Genomic DNA, 18983 nt, shown 5'->3' on the forward strand with positions numbered 1-18983 from the left:
AAGTTTCATGCCACTTGCGCAAGGCCGCCGGGGCGCCTCCAAACACGCCCGGGGCGGCGGACAACCGGGCGCAGCGATATTTCCTTCCACCTCTCCTTACGCAGGATCCTGCAACCTTCTGCAGGACGCTGCCTGCAAATTGTTGCAAATACCCTGCGCTGCAACGCAGGGCCGGGCGGGCCGCACGGCCTCGCCCGGTCTCACAGCAAGCCATATCTTTCCAGTTTGTAATACAGCGTACGCGGGGCGATCTCCAGCCGGCGCGCGGCCTCCGTCTTGTTGCCCTTCGTCTCCTCCAGGGCCTGCAGCAAAGCTGCCTTCTCCGCCTCCGCCACCACCTCGAACAGCGGGCGCACCCTGGGCCTGGGCTCGGCGCCCGTGGCCGGGGCGCTTTCCGTGGCCGGTGCGATGCCCAGAGGCGGCAGGAAGCGCCGCTCGATGGTGGTATCCGTCACCGTCATCGCGATCATCGCCCGGCCGATGACGTTCTCCAGCTCCCGCACGTTGCCCGGCCAGTGGTATTCCCGCAGGACCTGCAGGGCGTCGGGCGCGATGTCCCGCACGTTGCGGCCGTACTCCTCGTTCAGCTTCTCGATCAGGTGCGCGACCAGCCGCGGGATGTCCTCCTGCCGGTGGCGCAGCGGGGGGATCATGATGGGAATGACGTTCAGCCGGTAGTAGAGGTCCTCCCGGAACGTGCCCCGGGCGATCATCTCCTCCAGCGGCGCGTTGGTGGCGGCGATCACCCGCACATCCACCTTCACCGGCTTCGCCTCGCCCACGCGCACGATCTCCTTCTCCTGCAGCACCCGCAGCAGCTTCGCCTGCAGACCCGGGGGCAGCTCGCCCACCTCGTCCAGGAAGAGCGTGCCGCCGTGTGCCTCCTCGAACAGGCCGCGCTTGCCGCCCTTGCGGGCCCCGGTGAAGGCTCCCTCGGCGTAGCCGAACAGCTCCGACTCCAGCAGCGACTCGGCGATGGCGGCGCAGTTCACGCGGATGAACTGCCCCCGCCGGCGGCTGGAGGCGTTGTGAATCGCGTGCGCGAACAGCTCCTTGCCCGTGCCGCTCTCGCCCCGGAGCAGCACGGTCGCCGGGGTCTCGGCGGCCCGGCGGGCCTGCTCCACCGCCTGGCGCATCACCGGGCTGTCGGCGATGATCTCGTTGAACGTGTACGAGGAGGTCAGCCGGCGCAGGAGCTTGCGGTGCTGCTCCAGCTCGGCGGAGAGCCGGGCGATCTCCGAGACGTCCCGCACCACGCCCACCGAGCCCTTCAGCTTGCCGTCCACCAGGATCGGCGCCACGTTCACCACGACCTCCCGCTTGCGGGGGCCGACCCGCAGGGGCACGTTCCGCACCGGCTGCCGGGTGCGCAGCACCTGCAGGTGCATGGACTCCTGCGTGGGGTCGATGTCCACCGTCGCCGGCTTGCCGATGACCTCCTCCGGTTTCAGACCCGTAAGGGCCGTGTACGCCGGGTTGACCATCCACCCGAAGCCGTTTTCATCCACCACCGAGATGGCGTCCTGCGTGGAGTGGAAGATCGCCTCCAGGAGCACCTTCATCTCCCTGAGGCCCGAGATCTCCTCCGCCAGTGCCTTGACCTCGGTGATGTCCCGGAAGACGGCCACCGCCCCCACCACACGCCCGTCCTTGTTGCGCACGGGGACCCGGTTGGTGACGATGGTGGTCTTGCCCACCTCCTGCTGCTGGTTCAGCTCCGCCTGGCCCGTCGCGAGCACCACGTGCAGCCGGGTATTGGGAATGACCTCCTCCGCCGGCTTGCCCAGCACCTGCTCGCGGCTCACGCCCAGCAGCTGCTCCGCGGAGCGGTTGAGCAGGGTGACGACGCCCTCGGCGTTCACGGCCACGATGGCGTCGTGGGTGGAGTCGAGCATCACATCCCGTTCCAGTTCCTTTTCCTCAAGGGCCCGGAGCAGCCGGTGGCTCTCCTCGACGAAGCTGAGGATCAGGTTCATGGCCAGCCCCTCGATGACCACGGCCCGCGGCCACTTCAGCCGCCTGATCTCCTCGTCGAGCCCTGGCTGCCCCGTCGCGTCAACGATGATATCCACTTCGGGCAGGCAGACCAGCCCCGTGTAATCGGACGTGGTGGGGATTCCCCTGGCCGCCGCCAGCGCCAGGCCCGGGGCGTCAGGCCGCCGGTCGGCCACCCCCAGCACCCGCACATGCCGCGACATCTTCAGCAGCGCGTTGAGCAGCGACGAACCGCCCTTTCCCGCGCCGATGATCACCACGTTCAGCATCCGCCACACCCCTACTGCAGTCTCATGCAGACCATTTCGGCTGAAGGGGCGCAGTTCCCTGCATTCGGAATCGCGGGCTCAACTTGCCGCCGAGCCCGCCCGAAGCCGGTCCACCACCACGGCGATGAACTCTGAGTTGCTGGGCTTCGTCCGCCGCTGGCCCACGGTGTGCCGGAAGAGCGCCTGCAGCCGGTCGGCGCCCCGCTCCCAGGCCATGCCGATCGCGTGGCGGATGGCCCGCTCGACCCGGCTGGCCGTGGTCCCGTTGTTCTCGGCCACGGCGGGGTAGAGCCCCTTGGTCACCGCCCCGAGCAGCTCGGGCTGCTCCAGCACCATCAGGATGGCATCGCCCAGGTAGCGGTAGCCCTTCAGGTGCGGCGGAATGCCCAGGCCGCGCAGCAGCTCGTGCACCTCCTCCAGCGTGCGGCCTTGCACGGCCCCCACCGGAGACAGCGTCTGCGCGACGTGCGCAGGGGCCGCGTGCCCCGGCGCCAGCTGCCGCACCCGGGCGCTGAGCAGATCCAGATCCACCGGCTTGACCACGTAGTAGTCCGCGCCGAGCCCCAGCACCCGCCGTGCGATCGCTTCCTGCCCGAACGCCGACAGCATCAGGATCTTGGGCCGGCGTTTCAGTTCCGTGCGGGCCAGCTGCTCCAGCACGCCGATGCCGTCCATGTAGGGCATGATGATGTCCAGCAGCACCACGTCAGGCTGCTGCTCGTGTATGGCCGCCACCGCATCCAGGCCGTTGTGCACCACGCCCACCACTTCGATATCGGGCTGAAGCGCAAAGTACTCGCGGAGCAGCGTGCAGAAGTCGCGGTTGTCGTCGCAGACCAGGAGCCGAATTTTGGCTGCCGACATTGTGATTCAACCCCCAACCCTCAGCCGTAAATTCCAGGGGCGTACAGGCACCGCGGAGAGAAGAAGAGACCCCATATCTTATAACTATACACACGTCGGTGTTACACAAACGTTACCGGCGCGCATGCCCCTGCCCGGATGAACGCCGCACGCGCGCAGACTCCGGGAGGATTGCTCCTCCCGGAGGCCCGAATCGTCCCGCTCAGTTGGGAGGATGCCGGCTTCCTGCAGCATCCACTCGATCAACACGCCGTAACCGCGCGTCGGGTCGTTCACGAAGACGTGGGTTACGGCCCCGACCACCCGGCCGTCCTGGATGATGGGACTGCCCGACATGCCCTGCACGATGCCGCCGGTCGCCTCCAGGAGCCGCGGATCCGTAATCTGAACGATCATGTTCTTGCCCTCAGCGGTCGGCTGCCGGATGAGCCGCACGATCTCGACATCGAACCGCTCGATCTTCTGCCCGTCGACGACCGTGAGAATCTGCGCCGGCCCCTCCTTCACCTGGCTGGCCATGGCCACCGGCAGCGGTTCTTCATAAAGGGGGTTCTTCAGCGGTGCATTCAGCCGGCCGAAGATGCCAAACGGCGTGTTCTTCTCGATGACTCCCAGCCTGCCGCCGGCCTCGGGGTGGCTGGTGATCTTCTCGCCCGGCGCAGCCCGCTTTCCTTTCTGAATCTTGACCACGTCGGCCGCGGTGATCTGCCCGTGGGCGAAGTCGAAGGGGCGCCGGTTCTCGCCCTCGGCGATGACGTGCCCCAGGGCGCCGAACTTGCGGGTGGGCGGGTGGTAGAAGGTGAGCGTGCCCACTCCGGACGCGCCGTCGCGGATGTAAAGCCCCACCCGCCAGCGGCCCGACTCCTTCTCCTGCACGGGCTGCACCGTGCGCTCCAGCCGCTCTTCACCCCGGCGGACGGTGAGGGTAACCGGCCGCCCCCGCCGGCCGGCCTCCTGAAACAGGTGGACCGCATGCTCCTCGCCCCGCACGGGCCGGCCGTCGATGGCGATGATCGTGTCCCCGACCTGGAGCCCGGCCGCGCGGCCCGGGTGATGCACGCGCCCCTCCTCATCCTGGATGGCCGCAAAGCCCACCACCAGCACACCGTGGCTCTGCAGGCGCACGCCGATGGAGTGGCCGCCGGGCACGACCCGGATCTCGGGAACCACGTCCACGGTCATCCGCCGGATCGGGATCAGCCCGAACAGCTTCACATCCAACGTGTACCGCCCCGGCTGCTCGGCGGCGAGCTGGAGCGGTGCGCCGCCGCCGCCCACCGCGAGCCCCTGGCCCGCAGTGGGCACGGCCGTGCTGAAGGGGAGGCCCAGCGACAGCTCGTGGGCCTGGCCCTGGGGAAGGCGCAGGTGATCGGGCAGGGCGACAAAGGTGCGGAACTCAGGTGTTGCGCAGATGGAAAGGATCAGGACGACCAGCAGAAGGCCGGTGGCCCTCCGCCACTTCTCCCGGGTTGACATCGGGGCGTCCCTCCCTGAAGCTTCTCTTCCCCAGGGCGGACCCCTTCTCCGCCAAGTCTCCCACTTCTCTAAGAGAACTGGCGGCGTAGTTGACCTCGCCGCCTCTGTGCACATTAAGTTACCCGCCGAAACGCGGGATTATGCAACCTGGCCGCGCGAGCGTTCAGACCGACGCGGCCTGTCCGCGCTGCGCGGTCTTCCATTCTTCGGCCGCGCGCAGCAGATCGCGCGCCGCCGCCATGGTGTGCTGCGTCAACTCGGCGCCGCCGATCATCCTGGCGATCTCCTCGGCCCGGCCGTCGTCGCCCAGCACGCGGCAATGCGTCGTCGTGCGGCCCTCCGCGGTCGCCTTTTCAATGTGGAAGTGGCGGTCGGCCATGGCGGCGACCTGCGGCAGGTGCGTGACGCAGAGCACCTGGCGGTCGCCCGCGATGCGCGCCAGCTTTTCGCCGACGGCCTGCGCCGCCCTGCCGGAAATGCCGGTGTCCACCTCGTCGAAGACGAGGCTGGGAACGTTGTCAACCCGCGCGAGAATCGCCTTCAGCGCCAGCATGATGCGGCTCATCTCGCCGCCGGACACAATCTTTGCCAGCGGCTTCACAGGCTCGCCGGGGTTGGGCGAGAAGAGGAACTCCACCCGGTCCCAGCCGCGCGCAGTGACATGGTGGTACGTCGGCTCCGGCGGGCCCTCCACCGCGACCACGAAGCGGGCGGCCGGCATGCCCAGGTCTCCCAGTTCGCGCGCGACCTGCTCGCCCAGCCGGGCCGCCGCCGCCTGCCGGGCCTGGCTCAGGGCCGCGGCCAGCGACTCTGCCTCCCGGCCCAGCTCCGCCTGCCGCGCTTTCAGCTCCTCAATCAGCTCCTGGCTGTGCTCCAGCCGCGAGAGCTCCTGCTCGACCTGTGCGAGATAGCCGAGCATCTCCTCCACCGTGTCGCCGTACTTGCGCTTCAGCGTCGCGAGCTGGTCGAGGCGCGCCTCCACCCGCGCCAGCCGCTCAGGGTCCAGGTCGACCCGCTCCCGGTAGTCCGCCAGCAGGTGGCTCGCCTCCTGGGCATGCACCAGGGCCAGGTTGACCATCTCCACGGCCTCGCCCAGGCTGGGGTCCATCCGCAGCAGGTCCTCCAGCTCGGCCCGCACCTGCCCGAGCAGGTCCACCGCGCTGGCCTGCCCCGCCATGCCGTCGTACAGCAGGGCGTACGAGTGGCCGGCCCCGCGCTTCAGCCGCTCCGCGTTGGCCAGCAGCCTGTGCTCGGCCTCCAGCTCCTCCTCCTCGCCGGGTCTCAGCTGTGCGGCCCGCAGTTCCTCCACCTGGAAGCGCAGCAGGTCCTCCCGGCGGGCGCGGTCGCGTTCGTCGCCCAGCAGCTCGTTCAGCTCGGCCTGGATCCCGTGAATCTGCTGCACGACCTCGGCGAGCCGGGCCCGCATCTCCGCCAGGTCGAGCCCCGCGTACCGGTCCAGCAGCTCGAGGGGCTTCTCGGCGTCGTGCAGGAGCGATCCGCCGTACTGGTCCAGGAGGTCCAGGTGCTTCTCGGTCTGAAGCAGCGACTGGTGCTCGTGCTGGCCGTGCAGGTCCACCAGCCCCTGCGCGGCCTCCCGCAGCATCCCCGCGGTGACCGTGCGGCCGTTCAGCCTGATCGCCCCGCGCCCCTTGCGGGCAATCTCCCTGCGCACGACCAGCAGGCCGTCTTCCGCCACCGGCACCCCCATGCGCTCCAGGACTTCCCGCGTTTCGGGGGCGTCTGCCAGGTCGAAGACGGCCTCGATGACGGCCCGCTCCTCGCCGGACCGCACCACATCGGCCGAAGTGCGGCCGCCGAGTACCGCCTGCACGGCGTCCAGAATGATCGATTTGCCGGCGCCCGTCTCGCCGGTCAGGACGTTCATCCCCTCGGTGAACTGCAGGCGCACCTGGTCTATGAGAGCGAACTGCTCGATCGCGATTTCGACCAGCACTCTGCGCCCCTCCTCGTCAACGCATCAGGCCCTTCAGCCGCTCCTCGATCTCGCCGGCCGCCTCGGCCGGCTTCACCACGACGATCACGGTGTCGTCGCCGGCCACCGAGCCGATCATCTCGGGCCAGCCCAGGTGGTCGATGGCCGCGGCGACGCCCTGCGCCGTACCGGGCAGCGACTTGATGACGACCAGGTTCCCGCTGTGGTCGATGGTCAGCACCGCTTCCCTGAAGATGCGGCGCCGCTTGTCCCACGCCCCCGCGCCCGGCTCCTCGGGCAGCGCGTAGCGGTAACGCCCATCAGGCGTCGGCACCTTGTTGAGCTGCAGTTCCTTAATATCGCGCGAAATCGTCGCCTGGGTGACCGGAATTCCCTCCGCCGCCAGCGCAGCGGCCAGTTCCTCCTGCGTCTCGATCACCCGCGTCTTGACCACCTCGAGAATCTTGGCCTGTCGGCGTGCCTTCACACGTGTCACCTCGCACTGCAGTTGGACTGCACGCCACCCGGAAGCGGCGGCTGTCTCCCCTGCCAATTCGGCGGTACGCCCGGCAATCCCTGCATATTCATCCGCATTCCTGTATATGCAGGGGTGTATGACGCTAGGTGCCGGCCAGCTTCTGCCGCAGCACGTCGTAGAAGCAGTAGCCCGGCAGCCGCACCAGCCGGGCGGTGTACGGGGCGCGGGCGACCCGCACCACGTCGCCGGGAACGAGGGGGAACGGGTCGGAGCCGTCGGCGGACAGGCCCACCTCGCCGGGGCTGGCCACGACGCGGATGGCCACCGCGACGTCGGCCCCCACCACGATCGAGCGTGCGCTCATGGTGTGGGGGCAGATCGGCGTGATCATGAGACAGTCCACCGTGGGCTCGACGATGGGCCCCCCGGCGGAGAGCGAATAGGCGGTGGAGCCGGTGGGGGTGGCGACGATGACGCCGTCGGCCGGGTAGCGGGCGACCTGCGTGCCGCCCACCGTGACCTCCAGGTGCACCATGCGGGCGCGCGGCCCCTTCGAGATCACGGCGTCGTTCAGGGCGGGCATCGTCGCCAGGGCCTGCCCTTCCCGCACCACCGTGGCCTCCAGCATCAGCCGCTCCTCCAGCAGGTAGTCGCCCGCCAGAATCCGGTCCAGCTCCGCCAGGGCATCGCCGCCTTCCAGGGCGGTCAGAAAGCCCAGGTGGCCGGTGTTGATGCCGAGCACCGGCACACCGTACGGGGCGACCCGCTGCACCGCCCGGATGAGGGTGCCGTCGCCGCCCAGCACGATTGTGAGCTCGGCCTCGCCCCAGCCGGAGCCGTCGGGAATCGCCAGTTCGGGCCGGCCGAGGCACCCGGCCGCCGCAGGGTGAAGCAGCACGGCGGTCCCCTGCGCTTCGAGCCGCTGCAGGATTTTCTCACCGGTCGTCACGGCCATCGGCTTGTCCACGTTGATCACGAGAGCGACTTTCCGCATGAAACGCACGGCCCCCCCACGGGCAGACATCTTTGAGTAGTATTCGCTTCCTTCCTCATCCTTCCTCTTGCCGCCCCCCGTCACCTATGGACCGGCGAGGCCGGTATGCAGGCCGGTGACACCTCGCGGCGGCGCCGCGTAGACTGGTACACGGCGTCCATCCCTGCGACTTTGCGAAAGGAGGCACCTCCGATGCACGCACAGCCCACACCCGCGGCCGCGCCGCGGCTGCATGAGCCGGTGATGCCGACTGCCCGTACATACCCCGCCGCGCCCGCCTTCGCTCCTGCCCTGGCGCCCCTGCCCTGGCCGCCTCCCATCCTGCCTGTGCCGGGACCCGCCGCACTCGGCCCCGGCGGGGTGCAGGGCGGGCGGGGAAGCGCGGTCCCCGGCGTTGCGATGGTGCCGGTGACCGCCGTGGCGCCCCCGGCCCTGCCCGGAGGGCCGCACCCGCTGCCCGGCCTGCCTCCGTGCCCGCTGCCCTTGGGGTTTCCCAACCCCTTCGCGATCCGGGCGGCGGTCGTCGCGCCGGCGCAGCCCGCGTCAGGCACGCCCGCAGCCGGCCATTCGCCGCCCGGCGCATCCCCGGCCGGCCAGCCCGCCCCCGGCACCGTCACGATCACCGGCCCCAGCGGGTACATGCCGGGCATCGGCTACTTCGATCCGCTGCAGACCGCGGCCGCCGCCGCACCGTGGCTGGCCGGCGCGCCCGGGGCGGCGACGTAACCGCCCGCGCATGCCCTGCATAGGCTGGCTCGGGGGGATTCTGATGTTCTACGGTTTCGGCAAGCCGTTTTTCGGCAAGCCCTTCTTCGGAAAACCGTTCTTCGGCAAGGGCTTCCCGGCCACCAAGAGCACGGGCTTCAACACGTTCATCCCGAACACCACGGTGGCCACCACGCCGTTTCCCGGTGGCATCTAGCGGCCGCGCAGAGGCCCTCCCGGCCGCATGGGCCGGGAGGGCCTCGTCACGAACCCATTTACTGCGCCTCTGAACCCGGGCTCTGCGCCTGCTGCTGCTCCGGCCGTTCCGGAAAGGGCTTCGGCTTGATGGCCTGCGGGCTGAACATCTGAATGTAGCCGCACTTGGGACAGCCCAGCATGACCACAGGCACCGCCGGTCCCGGGACGGGCTGGTTCTTCTCATTCAGCGCCATCGGCGTCCACTGGCCGGGAATCTGGGCGAGCTTCGTATTGCCGCAGTGTGCGCACTCAACCTCCAACAAACGCACCTCCCCACCCTCATGATTCCCGGTTTCCCGCCGACCTTCCTCCCTCGCGCCCGAAATCCGCCGACCGCACCAGCCAGGCCAGGAACTCCCGGTTCCCCTCTGTGCCCAGAATGGGCGACTCGATCAGCTTCCGGCATGCAAGCCCCAGTTCTTCCGCCCGGCCCAGCACCCGGTTCACGGCCACCTGGCGCTGCGCCGGATCGCGCACGATGCCGCCCTTGCCCACGCCGCCCGGCCCAACCTCGAACTGGGGCTTGATCAGCGCGACGATCTGCCCGTGCGGCGCGAGCAGCCGCACAACGGCGGGCAGCACCAGGGTGAGCGAGATGAAGGATACGTCCACGGCCGCCAGGGCCACCGGTTCGGGCAGGGACGCCACCGCCCGGATGTCGGTCTCCTCCATGACCACGACGCGGCTGTCTGCCCGCAGGCTGGGGTGAAGCTGGTCCCGGCCGACGTCCACGGCGTAGACCCGACGCGCTCCCCGCCGCAGCAGGCAGTCGGTGAAGCCGCCGGTGGAGGCGCCCACGTCCAGACAGACCCATCCGGCCGGGTCGATGCCGAACTGGTCCAGCGCGCCCTCCAGTTTGAGCCCGCCCCGCCCCACGTAGCCGATGGGATCGCCGGTCACCTCGATCCGGTCGCCGGCTTTCACCCTGCGGGCCGGCTTCGTCGTCACCTGTCCGTTCACCCTGACCATCCCGGCGGCGATCGCCTCCTGCGCCCGCTCCCGGGAGGGAAAGTGGCCCTGGCTCACCAGGGCCACGTCAAGTCGTTCTCCTGCCATATCCCCGCTCCTCAGGGCCGTTCGCTGCCGGCGGCCTTCGCGCCCACGCGCCGCACGGTCCGCTTGGGCCGGGCCGGCTGAGCCGACAGGTCGGCGCGCACCTGCAGCAGCAGCTGCTCCGCCCGCTGCGCCACGCCCTCCGGCGTCAGCCCGTACCGCTCGAGGAAGTGGGCCGGCTTGCCGTGGTCCACGAACTCGTCGGGGATGCCCATGCGCGTGACGCGGGCGTCCACCCCGTGGGCCGCGAAGAGCTCCAGCACGGCGGAGCCGAAGCCGCCCGCGAGGCAGGCCTCCTCAACTGTGACCACCGCGCCCACCTGCCGGCCGGCGGCGAGCAGCAGGTCTGCATCCAGCGGCTTCACATACCGCGGGTTGATCACCATCGCGGAGATCGACTTCTCCGCCAGCAGCCCGGCCGCCTCCTGGCAGACCCGCGCCATGGTCCCCAGGCCGACCAGGACGACGTCCGTGCCCTCCTGCAGCACCTCGCCCCTGCCGATGGGCAGTTGCTGCAGCGTCTCGTCCAGCGGCACCCCCTGCGCCTTCCCCCTGGGGTAGCGCAGGGTCGCGGGGCCCTCGTGGCAGAGGGCGGTGTAGAGCATGTGCTGCAGCTCGTTCTCGTCCTTCGGCGCCATGACCACCATGTTGGGAATCGCGCGCAGGTACGCGACGTCGAAGACGCCCTGATGGGTCGCGCCGTCCTCGACCAGCCCGCCCCGGTCGATGGCCAGGGTCACCGGCAGGTTCTGCAGCGCGACGTCGTGGATCACCTGGTCGTAGGCGCGCTGCAGGAAGGTGGAGTAGACGGCGAAGACCGGCCGCATGCCTCCCTTGGCGAGGCCCGCGGCGAACGTCACGCCGTGCTGCTCCGCGATGCCCACGTCGAAGTACCGGTCCGGGAACTGCCGGGCAAAGCGGCTGAGCCCGGTGCCGTCGGGCATGGCCGCGGTGATTGCGCACACCCGCTGGTCTTCGGCGGCAAGCTTGCAGATCGTGCGGCCGAACACCTCGCTGTAGGTCACGGCCCCCGGCCCGGTCCGGCCCGTGGCAACATCGAAGGGGCCGCCGCCGTGGAACTTGTCGGGCAGCTCCTCGGCGTAGGGCACCCCCTTGCCCTTGGTGGTCACCACGTGGACCACCGTCGGACCCGGGTAGGATCTGGCCTGGCGGAGCACATCCTGCAGCGCGGCGAGGTTGTGGCCGTCCACGGGGCCCAGGTACGTGAAGCCCAGGTCCTCGAAGAACATGTTGTGCACCAGCAGGTGCTTCACGCCCTCCTTCAGCCGGTCCACCAGGTCGAGCGCCTGGGAGCCGACGAAGGGGATCTGCCGCAGGGCCTCGGCCACATCGTGCTTGACCCGCTGATAAGAGGGTCCGGTGCGGATGCGGGCCAGGTAGTTGGAAATGCCGCCGACATTGGGGGCGATGGACATGGAGTTGTCGTTGAGCACGACGATCAGCTTCGTCTTGTCCTGGCCGGCATGGTCGAGTCCCTCGTAAGCCATGCCGCCGGTCAGCGCGCCGTCCCCGATCACGGCGACCACCTCGTAGTCGTCGCCGGCCAGGTCGCGCGCCTTGGCCATGCCCACCGCCGCGGAGATCGAGGTGGAGGCATGGCCCCAGTGGAAGTGATCGTGCACCGACTCCCGCGGGTCGGTGAACCCGGCGATGCCGCCGTACTGGCGCAGGGTATGGAACTGGTGCAGCCGCCCCGTGAGCAGCTTGTGGACGTAGCTCTGGTGCGATACATCCCACAGAATCTTGTCGCGCGGGCTGTCGAATACGATGTGCAACGCCAGGGTCAGCTCGACGACACCCAGGTTGGGGGCGAGATGACCGCCGTTGGCTGCCACGGTCTCCAGAATGACGCGCCGAATCTCGGCCGCCAGCTCGGCCAGTTCTGCGGGAGTCAGCCGTTTCAGCTGCTCCGGACCCGTAAGGTCCCGCAGGTGCATCGCTACGAGTTCCTCCTTCGCCCGTTGCTCACGGACCGGCCGCCCGTGAAGGAGCGGCCCGTGATCTGCTCTACCCAGTAGATCATCCGCCCCGCCGCCATGACGGCCGTCGTGGCCTTCTCGATGGCAAACGTCTTCCCCGCCGCCTTGCCGCCCACCGTGAGGCCCGAAATCACGCCGACGATCACCAGGTTCAGAACCTGCTCCGTCCAGCTCTGGCCCTGCATCACCAGGGAGAGCCGCAGCGCCACCGTCGCGCCCGCGGCGCCCGTCACGGCGCCGGCCACGTCGCCGACCACGTCGTTGCAGAAATTGGCCACCGCGTCCGCGTTCCGCACCAGCCAGAGCGCCTGCCGCGCACCCGGCACCTTCTTCGACGCCATGGCGTTGAACGGCGGAAGCTCCGCGGCGGTCACGCTGGTGCCCAAAATGTCAAAGACGATGTTGACGACGATCAGCAGCAGGACCACCAGAAAGGCGATGATGGCATGGACCCGGTGCAGCGCCAGGTTTGAACCCCAGTTGACGACGACGGCCAGTAGAAAAGAGAGTACGCCGACCCGGACAGCGCGTCGCCATCCAGGTGATGGAGGAGGCTCTTTCGCCATGTTTGACAGACGCTCCTGAAGTACAAACTATGGGTGGCGCACCCTGAGGGGCCGCGCCGGATCCCCAAACCACGTGGTTATTCCGATACTACCATACCACCGATTGGGCTACAACGCCAGCGCACCCGCGGGAAAAAGGCGGATACCCCGTGGGTACCCGCCTTCGCGTATTCAAAATTATGGGTGGCAGCCTGGCAAGTAAATCTTGCGGCTTAGGTCCAGCAGGCTTTCCCCATGGCCTCCGCAGCGTCGCCGCCACGGCGGTTTCCCTTTATGGCCAAGCTGCCGTGTCACCACCGGCAGGGCTGGATTGCCACTTAGACCGCACTACAATCCTTGCCAGACCTCTTGCGAGCAGCCTAGGAATTTTCTTCGACAACACACCTTTTCCTAGCCTCTTTTGCAAGCGTGGTTTCAGCGGCCATCGCCCCCGCCATCTGCTGGCCGGCGTCCGACGGGGGGTTTCGGACCCGTAAGCCCACGGTCGCATCCGCCACACCCACTCAAGGCAGGCTACGCTGCACCCGGCACCTCACCATGTTTCAGTACCGCATGCAGGTGTTCACTGCACCGCAGCCGCATCGCTCACGTTGGCGCGACCGCCGCGGGTGCAGGCCTCCACGGAAAGAGGGTCGGGGCCCGCATGCCATTGCGGGTCGCCCCCATTCCGGCAGCGCCGGACCAAAACGGCCCGGTTGGCTGTATCCCCAGCACCAGCCCCCGATTGGGCATCGGCGGCCAGCACCAGAGACGTCATCGATGTGCCCGTTGACGGATTTTTAGGCCCGCCTTCAGAAAAGGTAGTACTGACTAGGATACTGCGCCACCCATAATCTGAGTGAACGGCCTTCGTCACCAAGAAATCATAGCACCCGTCACGCGACACGGTCAACTACAGATTCTGCCAGAGCCCGCAGCACCCACGCGTCGCGGCCGAAGGGTTCCAGCTCTCCCAGGGCCTGGCGCACGGCCGCGTACGCGCGCTCGCGCGCGCCGTCCACGCCGTGCAGGGAGACATAGGTCGACTTCTCCTGGCGGGCATCGCTCCCGACGCCCTTGCCCGTCAGGGCGGCGTCGCCCACCACGTCCAGCACGTCGTCCCAGATCTGGAAGGCCAGCCCGAAGTGCGCGGCGTACCGGCCCAGCCGGTCGAGGTCGCCCTCGCCCGCACCGGCGAGGATGCCGCCCATGCGCACCGCCGCGCAGAAGAGCGCACCGGTCTTCAGCGAGTGAATGCGCCTGAGCTGCGCCTCATCCGCCTGCCGGCCCTCCCACGCCAGGTCCTCCACCTGCCCGCCGATCATGCCCGCCGCCCCGGCAGCCTGTGCGAGCTCCAGGGCAGCCCGCGCGGCGCGCGCGGGCCCCACCCGGGCAACGCCGGCCTGCTCCGCCATCAGGCCGAAGGCCTGGGTCAGCAGGGCGTCCCCGGCCAGTACCGCCATGGCCTCGCCATAGACCACGTGGCAGGTGGGACGGCCCCGGCGCAGCTCGTCGTCGTCCATGCACGGCAGGTCGTCGTGAATCAGCGAGTAGGTGTGAATCATCTCGATGGCGCAGGCGCACGGCATGGCGTCGGCGGCATCGAGACCGAACAGCTCCGACGCCGCGAGGACCAGGATCGGACGCAGCCGCTTTCCCCCGGCCAGCAGGCTGTACCGCATGGCCTCCACCAGCCGCGGCGGGGCGTCCAGGCCGGACGTGTACCGGTCCAGCGCCGCCTCCACCTGCTCCCGCCTCGCGGCCACATACTGCAGATACTCACGCTTCAAACCCGTCGTCCCCCCGCATCACTCCGGCTCGAAGGGGGCGATCGCGACCTCGCCGTCGCGCTCCAGAAGCTGTTCGATGCGGGCCTCTGCGCCGTCCAGCAGGGCGGTGCAGTGCCGCGTGAGCGCGACCCCCTCCTGGAAGAGCTCCAGCCCGCGCTCCAGCGGCAGGTCCCCGCTCTCCAGCTCCTTCACTACCTGCTCGAGCCGCTGTATGGCCTGCTCGAAACTCAGCTCCTGCGTCATGTTGTCGCCTCCCCCGTTTCAGGGTGTATCTCTTCCACCTGACACCGCACAGATCCTTTATGCAGGAGCACGTCCAGCCGGTCGCCCACCCGGAGACTGGCCGCCTCTTTCACCACGCGCCCGTCCCCGGTGCGCGCGATCGCGTACCCCCGCGCCAGCACCGCCAGCGGCGACAGGGCTTCCAGGCGGCCGGCCAGGCCGCCCAGCTCGCGCCGGCGCGCCGCCAGCAGGCTGCCGCCCAGGTACTCCAGCCGCCGGGCCAGGTCGTCCAGCCGCTGCCGGTCCTGCTGCAGCCGGCCCTCCGGGCGCTGCAGCACCGGCCGCTCGGCGAGGCTCCTCAGGCGGATGCGGCGCCGCTCGACCGCGCGGCGGGCGGCGGTGGCCAGGCGGATGCGGAGGCCGTCCACCACGCCCTGCAGCTCGGAGCGGGAGGGCACCACCAGCTCGGCCGCCGCCGAGGGCGTGGGCGCCCGCAGGTCGGCCGCGAAGTCGGCGATGGTGAAGTCGGTCTCGTGGCCCACCGCCGAGACGACCGGAACGGGGCAGGCCCGGATCGCACGGGCCAGCCGCTCGTCGTTGAACGCCCACAGGTCCTCCAGCGATCCGCCGCCCCGGCCGATGATGACCACGTCCACCTCCGGCACCCGCGCCACAAGGCCGAGCGCCCGGATCAGGCTCTCGGCGGCCCCGGGCCCCTGCACGAGCGCGGGGGCCAGCACCAGCCTCACCCCGGGGAACCGCCGGCAGGAGACGGTGATCATGTCCCTGATCGCCGCCCCCGTTGGCGCGGTCACCAGCCCGACCGCCCGGGGCAGCCGGGGCAGCGGCCGCTTCAGGGCGTCGTCGAACAGCCCCTCCGCGGCCAGGCGCCGCTTCAGCTGCTCGAACTCCAGGTGCAGGGCCCCGAGGCCGAAGGGCTCCATGGCGGCGGCGTAGAGCTGGTAGACGCCGTCGCGCTCGTAGACCGTCACGTTGCCCTGCACGATGACCTGCATGCCGTTCTCTGGCCGGAAGCGCAGCCGGTTCGCGTAGGAGCGGAACATGACCACCTTCACCTGGGAGGTCTCGTCCTTCAGCGTGAAATAGATGTGGCCGGAATGGTGCCACTTGAAGTTAGAGATCTCCCCCTGCACCCAGACCGACCGCAGCAGGGGGTCTGCATCCAGCAGCCCCTTCACGTAGCGGGTCAGCTCCTTCACCGTCAGGAGCCGCCGCCCGCCCTCCGCCAAAGCAAAGGACTCCAACGCCTCGCCTCCTCGCGGGCCCGGAAGGGGCCCCTACATGCCGGTCTGCATCCGCGCGGCCTTGACCGTGTTGGCCATCAGCATGGCGATGGTCATCGGGCCCACGCCGCCCGGCACCGGCGTGATGAGGCCGGCCACCTCGGCGGCGCCGTCGAAGTCCACGTCGCCCCGGATGCGCCGCTTGTAACCGGGAACGGGATTGATGCCCACGTCGATGACGACCGCCCCGGGCTTGATGTACTCCTTCGTGATCATCTGCAGCCTGCCCACGGCCGCCACAAGGATGTCGGCGCGGCGGCAGGTCTCCGCGAGATCCCGGGTGCGGGAGTGGCAGATGGTGACGGTGGCGTGCCGCGCGAGCAGCAGCGCGGCCATGGGCTTGCCGACGATGTTGGACCGGCCGACGATCACCGCGTGATTCCCCCTGGGGTCCACATCGTAGGCGTCCAGCAGCCGCATGACCCCCGCCGGGGTGCAGGGCACCAGCCCTTCCTGCCCCAGCCAGAGCCGGCCGACGTTCTCCGGATGGAAGCCGTCCACATCCTTCAGCGGGTCGATGAGCCGGACGACGGCGTCCATATCGAGCCCCTCCGGCAGCGGCGACTGCACGAGGATGCCGTGGATGGCCGGATCCCGGTTGAGCTTCGTCACCAGCTCCGCCAGCTCGTCCTGGCTGGTGGTGGCGGGCAGCCGGTGCAGCACCGAGTGCATGCCCAGCTCCCTGGCCGTCCGCTCCTTGTTGGCGGTGTAGACCTGGCTGGCCGGGTCGTCGCCCACCAGCACCACCGCCAGCCCCGGCGTGAGCCCCCGCTCCTTCAGCGCGGCGACCTCCCGGGCCACCTCTTCCCGCACCTGGTCCGCAACTTGCTTGCCGTCGATGACACCTGCGCGCACGCGATCGCCTCCGTTTCCTCTTCCTCAGTGGCGTCTATGCTGTCACGCCGTGGCACGCCCGCGCCAGCAGGGCGGTGCCCACGGCGTTGTCGGTGCTGAACCGGGGCTCCGCAAAGGCGAGGCGCGCGCCCACAGCCGGGTGCTCCAGCCGCTTGCGCAGGCGGCCCCGCAGGATCTGGTTGGCCGCCACCCCGCCGACGATGAGAATCTCCCTGAGGCCCGTCTCCCCCATGGCGTGCAGCAGCCATTTCTCCAGGCTCTTTGCCACCGCCTGCAGGACGGCCAGCGCCAGGTCCGCGGGCTCGGCCCGGCCCACCAGCCGCTGGGCCGCGCTCTCCGGCCCCGAGAAGGATAGGGCGTACCCCCGGACCGCGGAGGGCAGCGTTACCCGGCCGGGCCGGCCGGACGCGGCCAGCCGCTCCAGGTGCGGGCCCGCCGGGAAGGGAAGCCCGAGCGCGACACCGACGCGGTCGACGAACTGGCCGGCGTGCAGGTCCTGAGTGCCGCCCAGCAACTCCTCGTCGAACCCGCCGGGCCGCCGGGTCACCCGGATCAGCTCGGTGGTGCCGCCCGAGAGGTGCACCGCCAGAAACTGCTCGCCCCCCGGAGGCTCGTCCGCGGACCAGAGGCCAGCCTGGATGTGCATCTCCTGGTGTGTGGTGGGGTAGAACGGCACGCCCAGGGCCGCCGCCAGGGTGCGGCCGAAGCCCTCCCCCACCCGGAAGGGCGGCAGGTAGGAGCCCTCCACGGGCCGGGGCTTCACGGAGGCCGCCACCGCGGCCACAGCCGGCCCGTGCCGCCGGAGAATGGGCTCAGCCAGCCGGGGCAGGGCGTTCAGGTGCGCCCACACTGCCTCGTGGGGCGCAACGCCCCGCGCGCCTTCCGCAACGGCCAAAAGGCGGCGCTGATCCTCCAGCAGCCGCCCGGCTTCATCCACCAGCGCCACCGAACAGGTGTAGTAGCTTGTATCAATCCCGAGAAACAGTCTGGTCTGCACCGCCAGCACCCTTCAGTCCGCGGATGACGGAACCGAGAATTCCGTTGACAAACCGTGATGAATCGGCCGTGGAGAAGCTCTTGGCCAGCTCCACCGCCTCGGCAACGGCGACGCTGTCGGGCACGTCCTCGCTGTGCACGATCTCATAGACAGCCATGCGGAGGATCGCCCGGTCCACCGCCGCCATGCGCTCCACCTTCCAGCCGCGCGCGTGCGCGGCGATCAGCTCATCGCTCTCCTCCCGGTGCTGCCAGGCGCCCTGGATCAGCCTCCGGGCAAACTCCGCGGACTCCTCCGGCAGGCGGTCCGGCGTCCAGTCGGGCTCGACCTCCCGCGTGAGCGCCTGGGCGACCGCCGTGTCGGGATCCGTTCCGGCAATATCCATCTGAAACAGCGCCTGGAGGGCCAGTTCTCTCGCCTTTCTCCTGCTCACCTATCCGTCTCCTCCTGCATGGTCAACGCCGACCTGGCGGCAGCAGACGCTCGAAAATCTGCACCAGCGACTCCGGCCCCTCGTCCATGCGCTTGCCTACCCAGTAACCTATCCCGGTGCAAAACAGAATAAACAGGGCCCACCAGCCGAACCAGACCACCAGCAGGGCGAAGACGAAGCCGCCCAGTCCGCCGATGACCTTGTAGCGATGCTCCGCCAGGACCTCTCTGAGCCATTCCCACTTCACTGAATGGCCCCCCAATCAATCCAGCCGGCGCGTGCGGCCGTCGGTGGCGATGTTCTCGATATCGATGCGCACCTCGGCCATCTCGACGCCGACCACCCGCTTGACATACTGCCGCACCGCGGACTGAATCTCCTCAGAGACTTCGGGGATGGAGATCTCGGGCGAGACGGTTCCGGTCAGGTGTGCGCGCAGGCCGTCCTCCGCGTGGGTGATGACAGCCTTCATGTCGCGCACGCCCTTCACCGAGCGGGCCGTCTTCTTCACCAGCGATTCCACGGCCTCCAGGGAGATGTGCACCTCGCCCATCGACGACTCGTAGATCACCGGCTGGCCGCCCCCCTGGCGGGAGAACGCGAAGACGATCAGCCGGACGGAGACGACGAAGAAGGCGCCGCCGACCAGCCCCATGATCACCCGGCCGCGCCCGGTGAGCAGGAGCTCCTCCAGCCAGACATGCACCTGAAGCCATTCAGGGGCGATGGCCACCAGGATCATCAGGCCCGAGAAGATCGCAAGGCAGAACGTATAAATCGAGAGCACAATCCGGTCGATGATTCCCACGCGG

Annotated in this window: 20 protein-coding genes; 2 read left to right on the forward strand and 18 right to left on the reverse strand. The window is 69.3% G+C overall.

The window, feature by feature from the left end; translation table 11 throughout:
• Positions 1–200: 200 nt before the first annotated feature.
• From ACZ45O_RS05620 to ACZ45O_RS05645, 6 genes are all read right to left on the reverse strand, one after another.
• The gene (locus ACZ45O_RS05620; protein ID WP_464856385.1) at positions 201–2264 is read right to left on the reverse strand and encodes a sigma 54-interacting transcriptional regulator; all 2064 of its coding nucleotides are present in this window, start codon (positions 2262–2264) and stop codon (positions 201–203) included.
• A 78-nt stretch (positions 2265–2342) separates the two neighbouring features.
• Complete coding sequence (gene spo0A, locus ACZ45O_RS05625) at positions 2343–3128, reverse strand: sporulation transcription factor Spo0A (protein ID WP_464856387.1); 786 nt, start codon at positions 3126–3128, stop codon at positions 2343–2345.
• Between the two features lie 84 nt (positions 3129–3212).
• Positions 3213–4604 carry a SpoIVB peptidase gene (gene spoIVB / locus ACZ45O_RS05630; RefSeq protein WP_464856389.1) on the reverse strand — a complete coding sequence of 464 codons (1392 nt, stop codon included), beginning with the start codon at positions 4602–4604 and terminating at the stop codon, positions 3213–3215.
• Positions 4605–4767: 163 nt separating this feature from the next.
• The gene (locus tag ACZ45O_RS05635; RefSeq protein ID WP_464856391.1) at positions 4768–6558 is read right to left on the reverse strand and encodes a DNA repair protein RecN; all 1791 of its coding nucleotides are present in this window, start codon (positions 6556–6558) and stop codon (positions 4768–4770) included.
• Between the two features lie 16 nt (positions 6559–6574).
• Positions 6575–7024: an arginine repressor gene (gene argR, locus ACZ45O_RS05640; RefSeq protein WP_464856393.1), complete on the reverse strand. Its 450-nt coding sequence runs from the start codon at positions 7022–7024 to the stop codon at positions 6575–6577.
• Between the two features lie 133 nt (positions 7025–7157).
• On the reverse strand, positions 7158–8009 hold the full coding sequence (locus tag ACZ45O_RS05645) for an NAD(+)/NADH kinase (RefSeq protein ID WP_464856395.1): 852 nt from the start codon (positions 8007–8009) through the stop codon (positions 7158–7160).
• 192 nt (positions 8010–8201) lie between these two features.
• On the opposite strand from ACZ45O_RS05645, the gene ACZ45O_RS05650 reads away from it, so the two are divergent.
• Together ACZ45O_RS05650 and ACZ45O_RS05655 are read left to right on the forward strand one after the other, a co-directional pair.
• Positions 8202–8735, forward strand: coding sequence for a hypothetical protein (locus ACZ45O_RS05650; protein WP_464856397.1), 534 nt, complete (start codon positions 8202–8204; stop codon positions 8733–8735).
• A 43-nt stretch (positions 8736–8778) separates the two neighbouring features.
• Positions 8779–8931: a hypothetical protein gene (locus tag ACZ45O_RS05655; RefSeq protein WP_464856399.1), complete on the forward strand. Its 153-nt coding sequence runs from the start codon at positions 8779–8781 to the stop codon at positions 8929–8931.
• Positions 8932–8989: 58 nt separating this feature from the next.
• Here ACZ45O_RS05655 and ACZ45O_RS05660 read toward each other — a convergent pair whose 3' ends face one another.
• From ACZ45O_RS05660 to amaP, 12 genes are all read right to left on the reverse strand, one after another.
• Entirely contained in the window at positions 8990–9232 is a 243-nt protein-coding gene (locus tag ACZ45O_RS05660) for a hypothetical protein (RefSeq protein ID WP_464856401.1), read from the reverse strand.
• Positions 9233–9251: 19 nt separating this feature from the next.
• Positions 9252–10028: a TlyA family RNA methyltransferase gene (locus ACZ45O_RS05665; protein WP_464856403.1), complete on the reverse strand. Its 777-nt coding sequence runs from the start codon at positions 10026–10028 to the stop codon at positions 9252–9254.
• 11 nt (positions 10029–10039) lie between these two features.
• The gene (gene dxs / locus ACZ45O_RS05670; protein ID WP_464856405.1) at positions 10040–11983 is read right to left on the reverse strand and encodes a 1-deoxy-D-xylulose-5-phosphate synthase; all 1944 of its coding nucleotides are present in this window, start codon (positions 11981–11983) and stop codon (positions 10040–10042) included.
• Positions 11984–11985: 2 nt separating this feature from the next.
• Entirely contained in the window at positions 11986–12453 is a 468-nt protein-coding gene (locus tag ACZ45O_RS05675) for a hypothetical protein (RefSeq protein ID WP_464856407.1), read from the reverse strand.
• Positions 12454–13466: 1013 nt separating this feature from the next.
• Positions 13467–14360, reverse strand: a complete 894-nt coding sequence (locus tag ACZ45O_RS05680) for a polyprenyl synthetase family protein (RefSeq protein WP_464856409.1) — start codon at positions 14358–14360, stop codon at positions 13467–13469.
• 18 nt (positions 14361–14378) lie between these two features.
• Positions 14379–14603 carry an exodeoxyribonuclease VII small subunit gene (gene xseB, locus ACZ45O_RS05685; RefSeq protein WP_464856411.1) on the reverse strand — a complete coding sequence of 75 codons (225 nt, stop codon included), beginning with the start codon at positions 14601–14603 and terminating at the stop codon, positions 14379–14381.
• Positions 14600–15847 carry an exodeoxyribonuclease VII large subunit gene (gene xseA, locus ACZ45O_RS05690; protein ID WP_464856413.1) on the reverse strand — a complete coding sequence of 416 codons (1248 nt, stop codon included), beginning with the start codon at positions 15845–15847 and terminating at the stop codon, positions 14600–14602. Before xseA ends, xseB begins: the two co-directional genes overlap by 4 nt.
• A 33-nt stretch (positions 15848–15880) precedes the next feature.
• Entirely contained in the window at positions 15881–16741 is an 861-nt protein-coding gene (folD, locus tag ACZ45O_RS05695; RefSeq protein WP_464856415.1) for a bifunctional methylenetetrahydrofolate dehydrogenase/methenyltetrahydrofolate cyclohydrolase FolD, read from the reverse strand.
• A 34-nt stretch (positions 16742–16775) separates the two neighbouring features.
• Complete coding sequence (locus ACZ45O_RS05700) at positions 16776–17738, reverse strand: tRNA (adenosine(37)-N6)-threonylcarbamoyltransferase complex transferase subunit TsaD (RefSeq protein ID WP_464856417.1); 963 nt, start codon at positions 17736–17738, stop codon at positions 16776–16778.
• On the reverse strand, positions 17710–18171 hold the full coding sequence (gene nusB / locus ACZ45O_RS05705) for a transcription antitermination factor NusB (RefSeq protein WP_464856419.1): 462 nt from the start codon (positions 18169–18171) through the stop codon (positions 17710–17712). Before nusB ends, ACZ45O_RS05700 begins: the two co-directional genes overlap by 29 nt.
• Positions 18172–18193: 22 nt before the next feature.
• Positions 18194–18418, reverse strand: a complete 225-nt coding sequence (locus ACZ45O_RS05710) for a DUF2273 domain-containing protein (protein WP_464856421.1) — start codon at positions 18416–18418, stop codon at positions 18194–18196.
• Positions 18419–18433: 15 nt separating this feature from the next.
• Complete coding sequence (gene amaP / locus ACZ45O_RS05715) at positions 18434–18979, reverse strand: alkaline shock response membrane anchor protein AmaP (RefSeq protein ID WP_464856423.1); 546 nt, start codon at positions 18977–18979, stop codon at positions 18434–18436.
• Between the last annotated feature and the right edge of the window lie 4 nt (positions 18980–18983).

This window comes from Symbiobacterium turbinis (assembly GCF_055383075.1).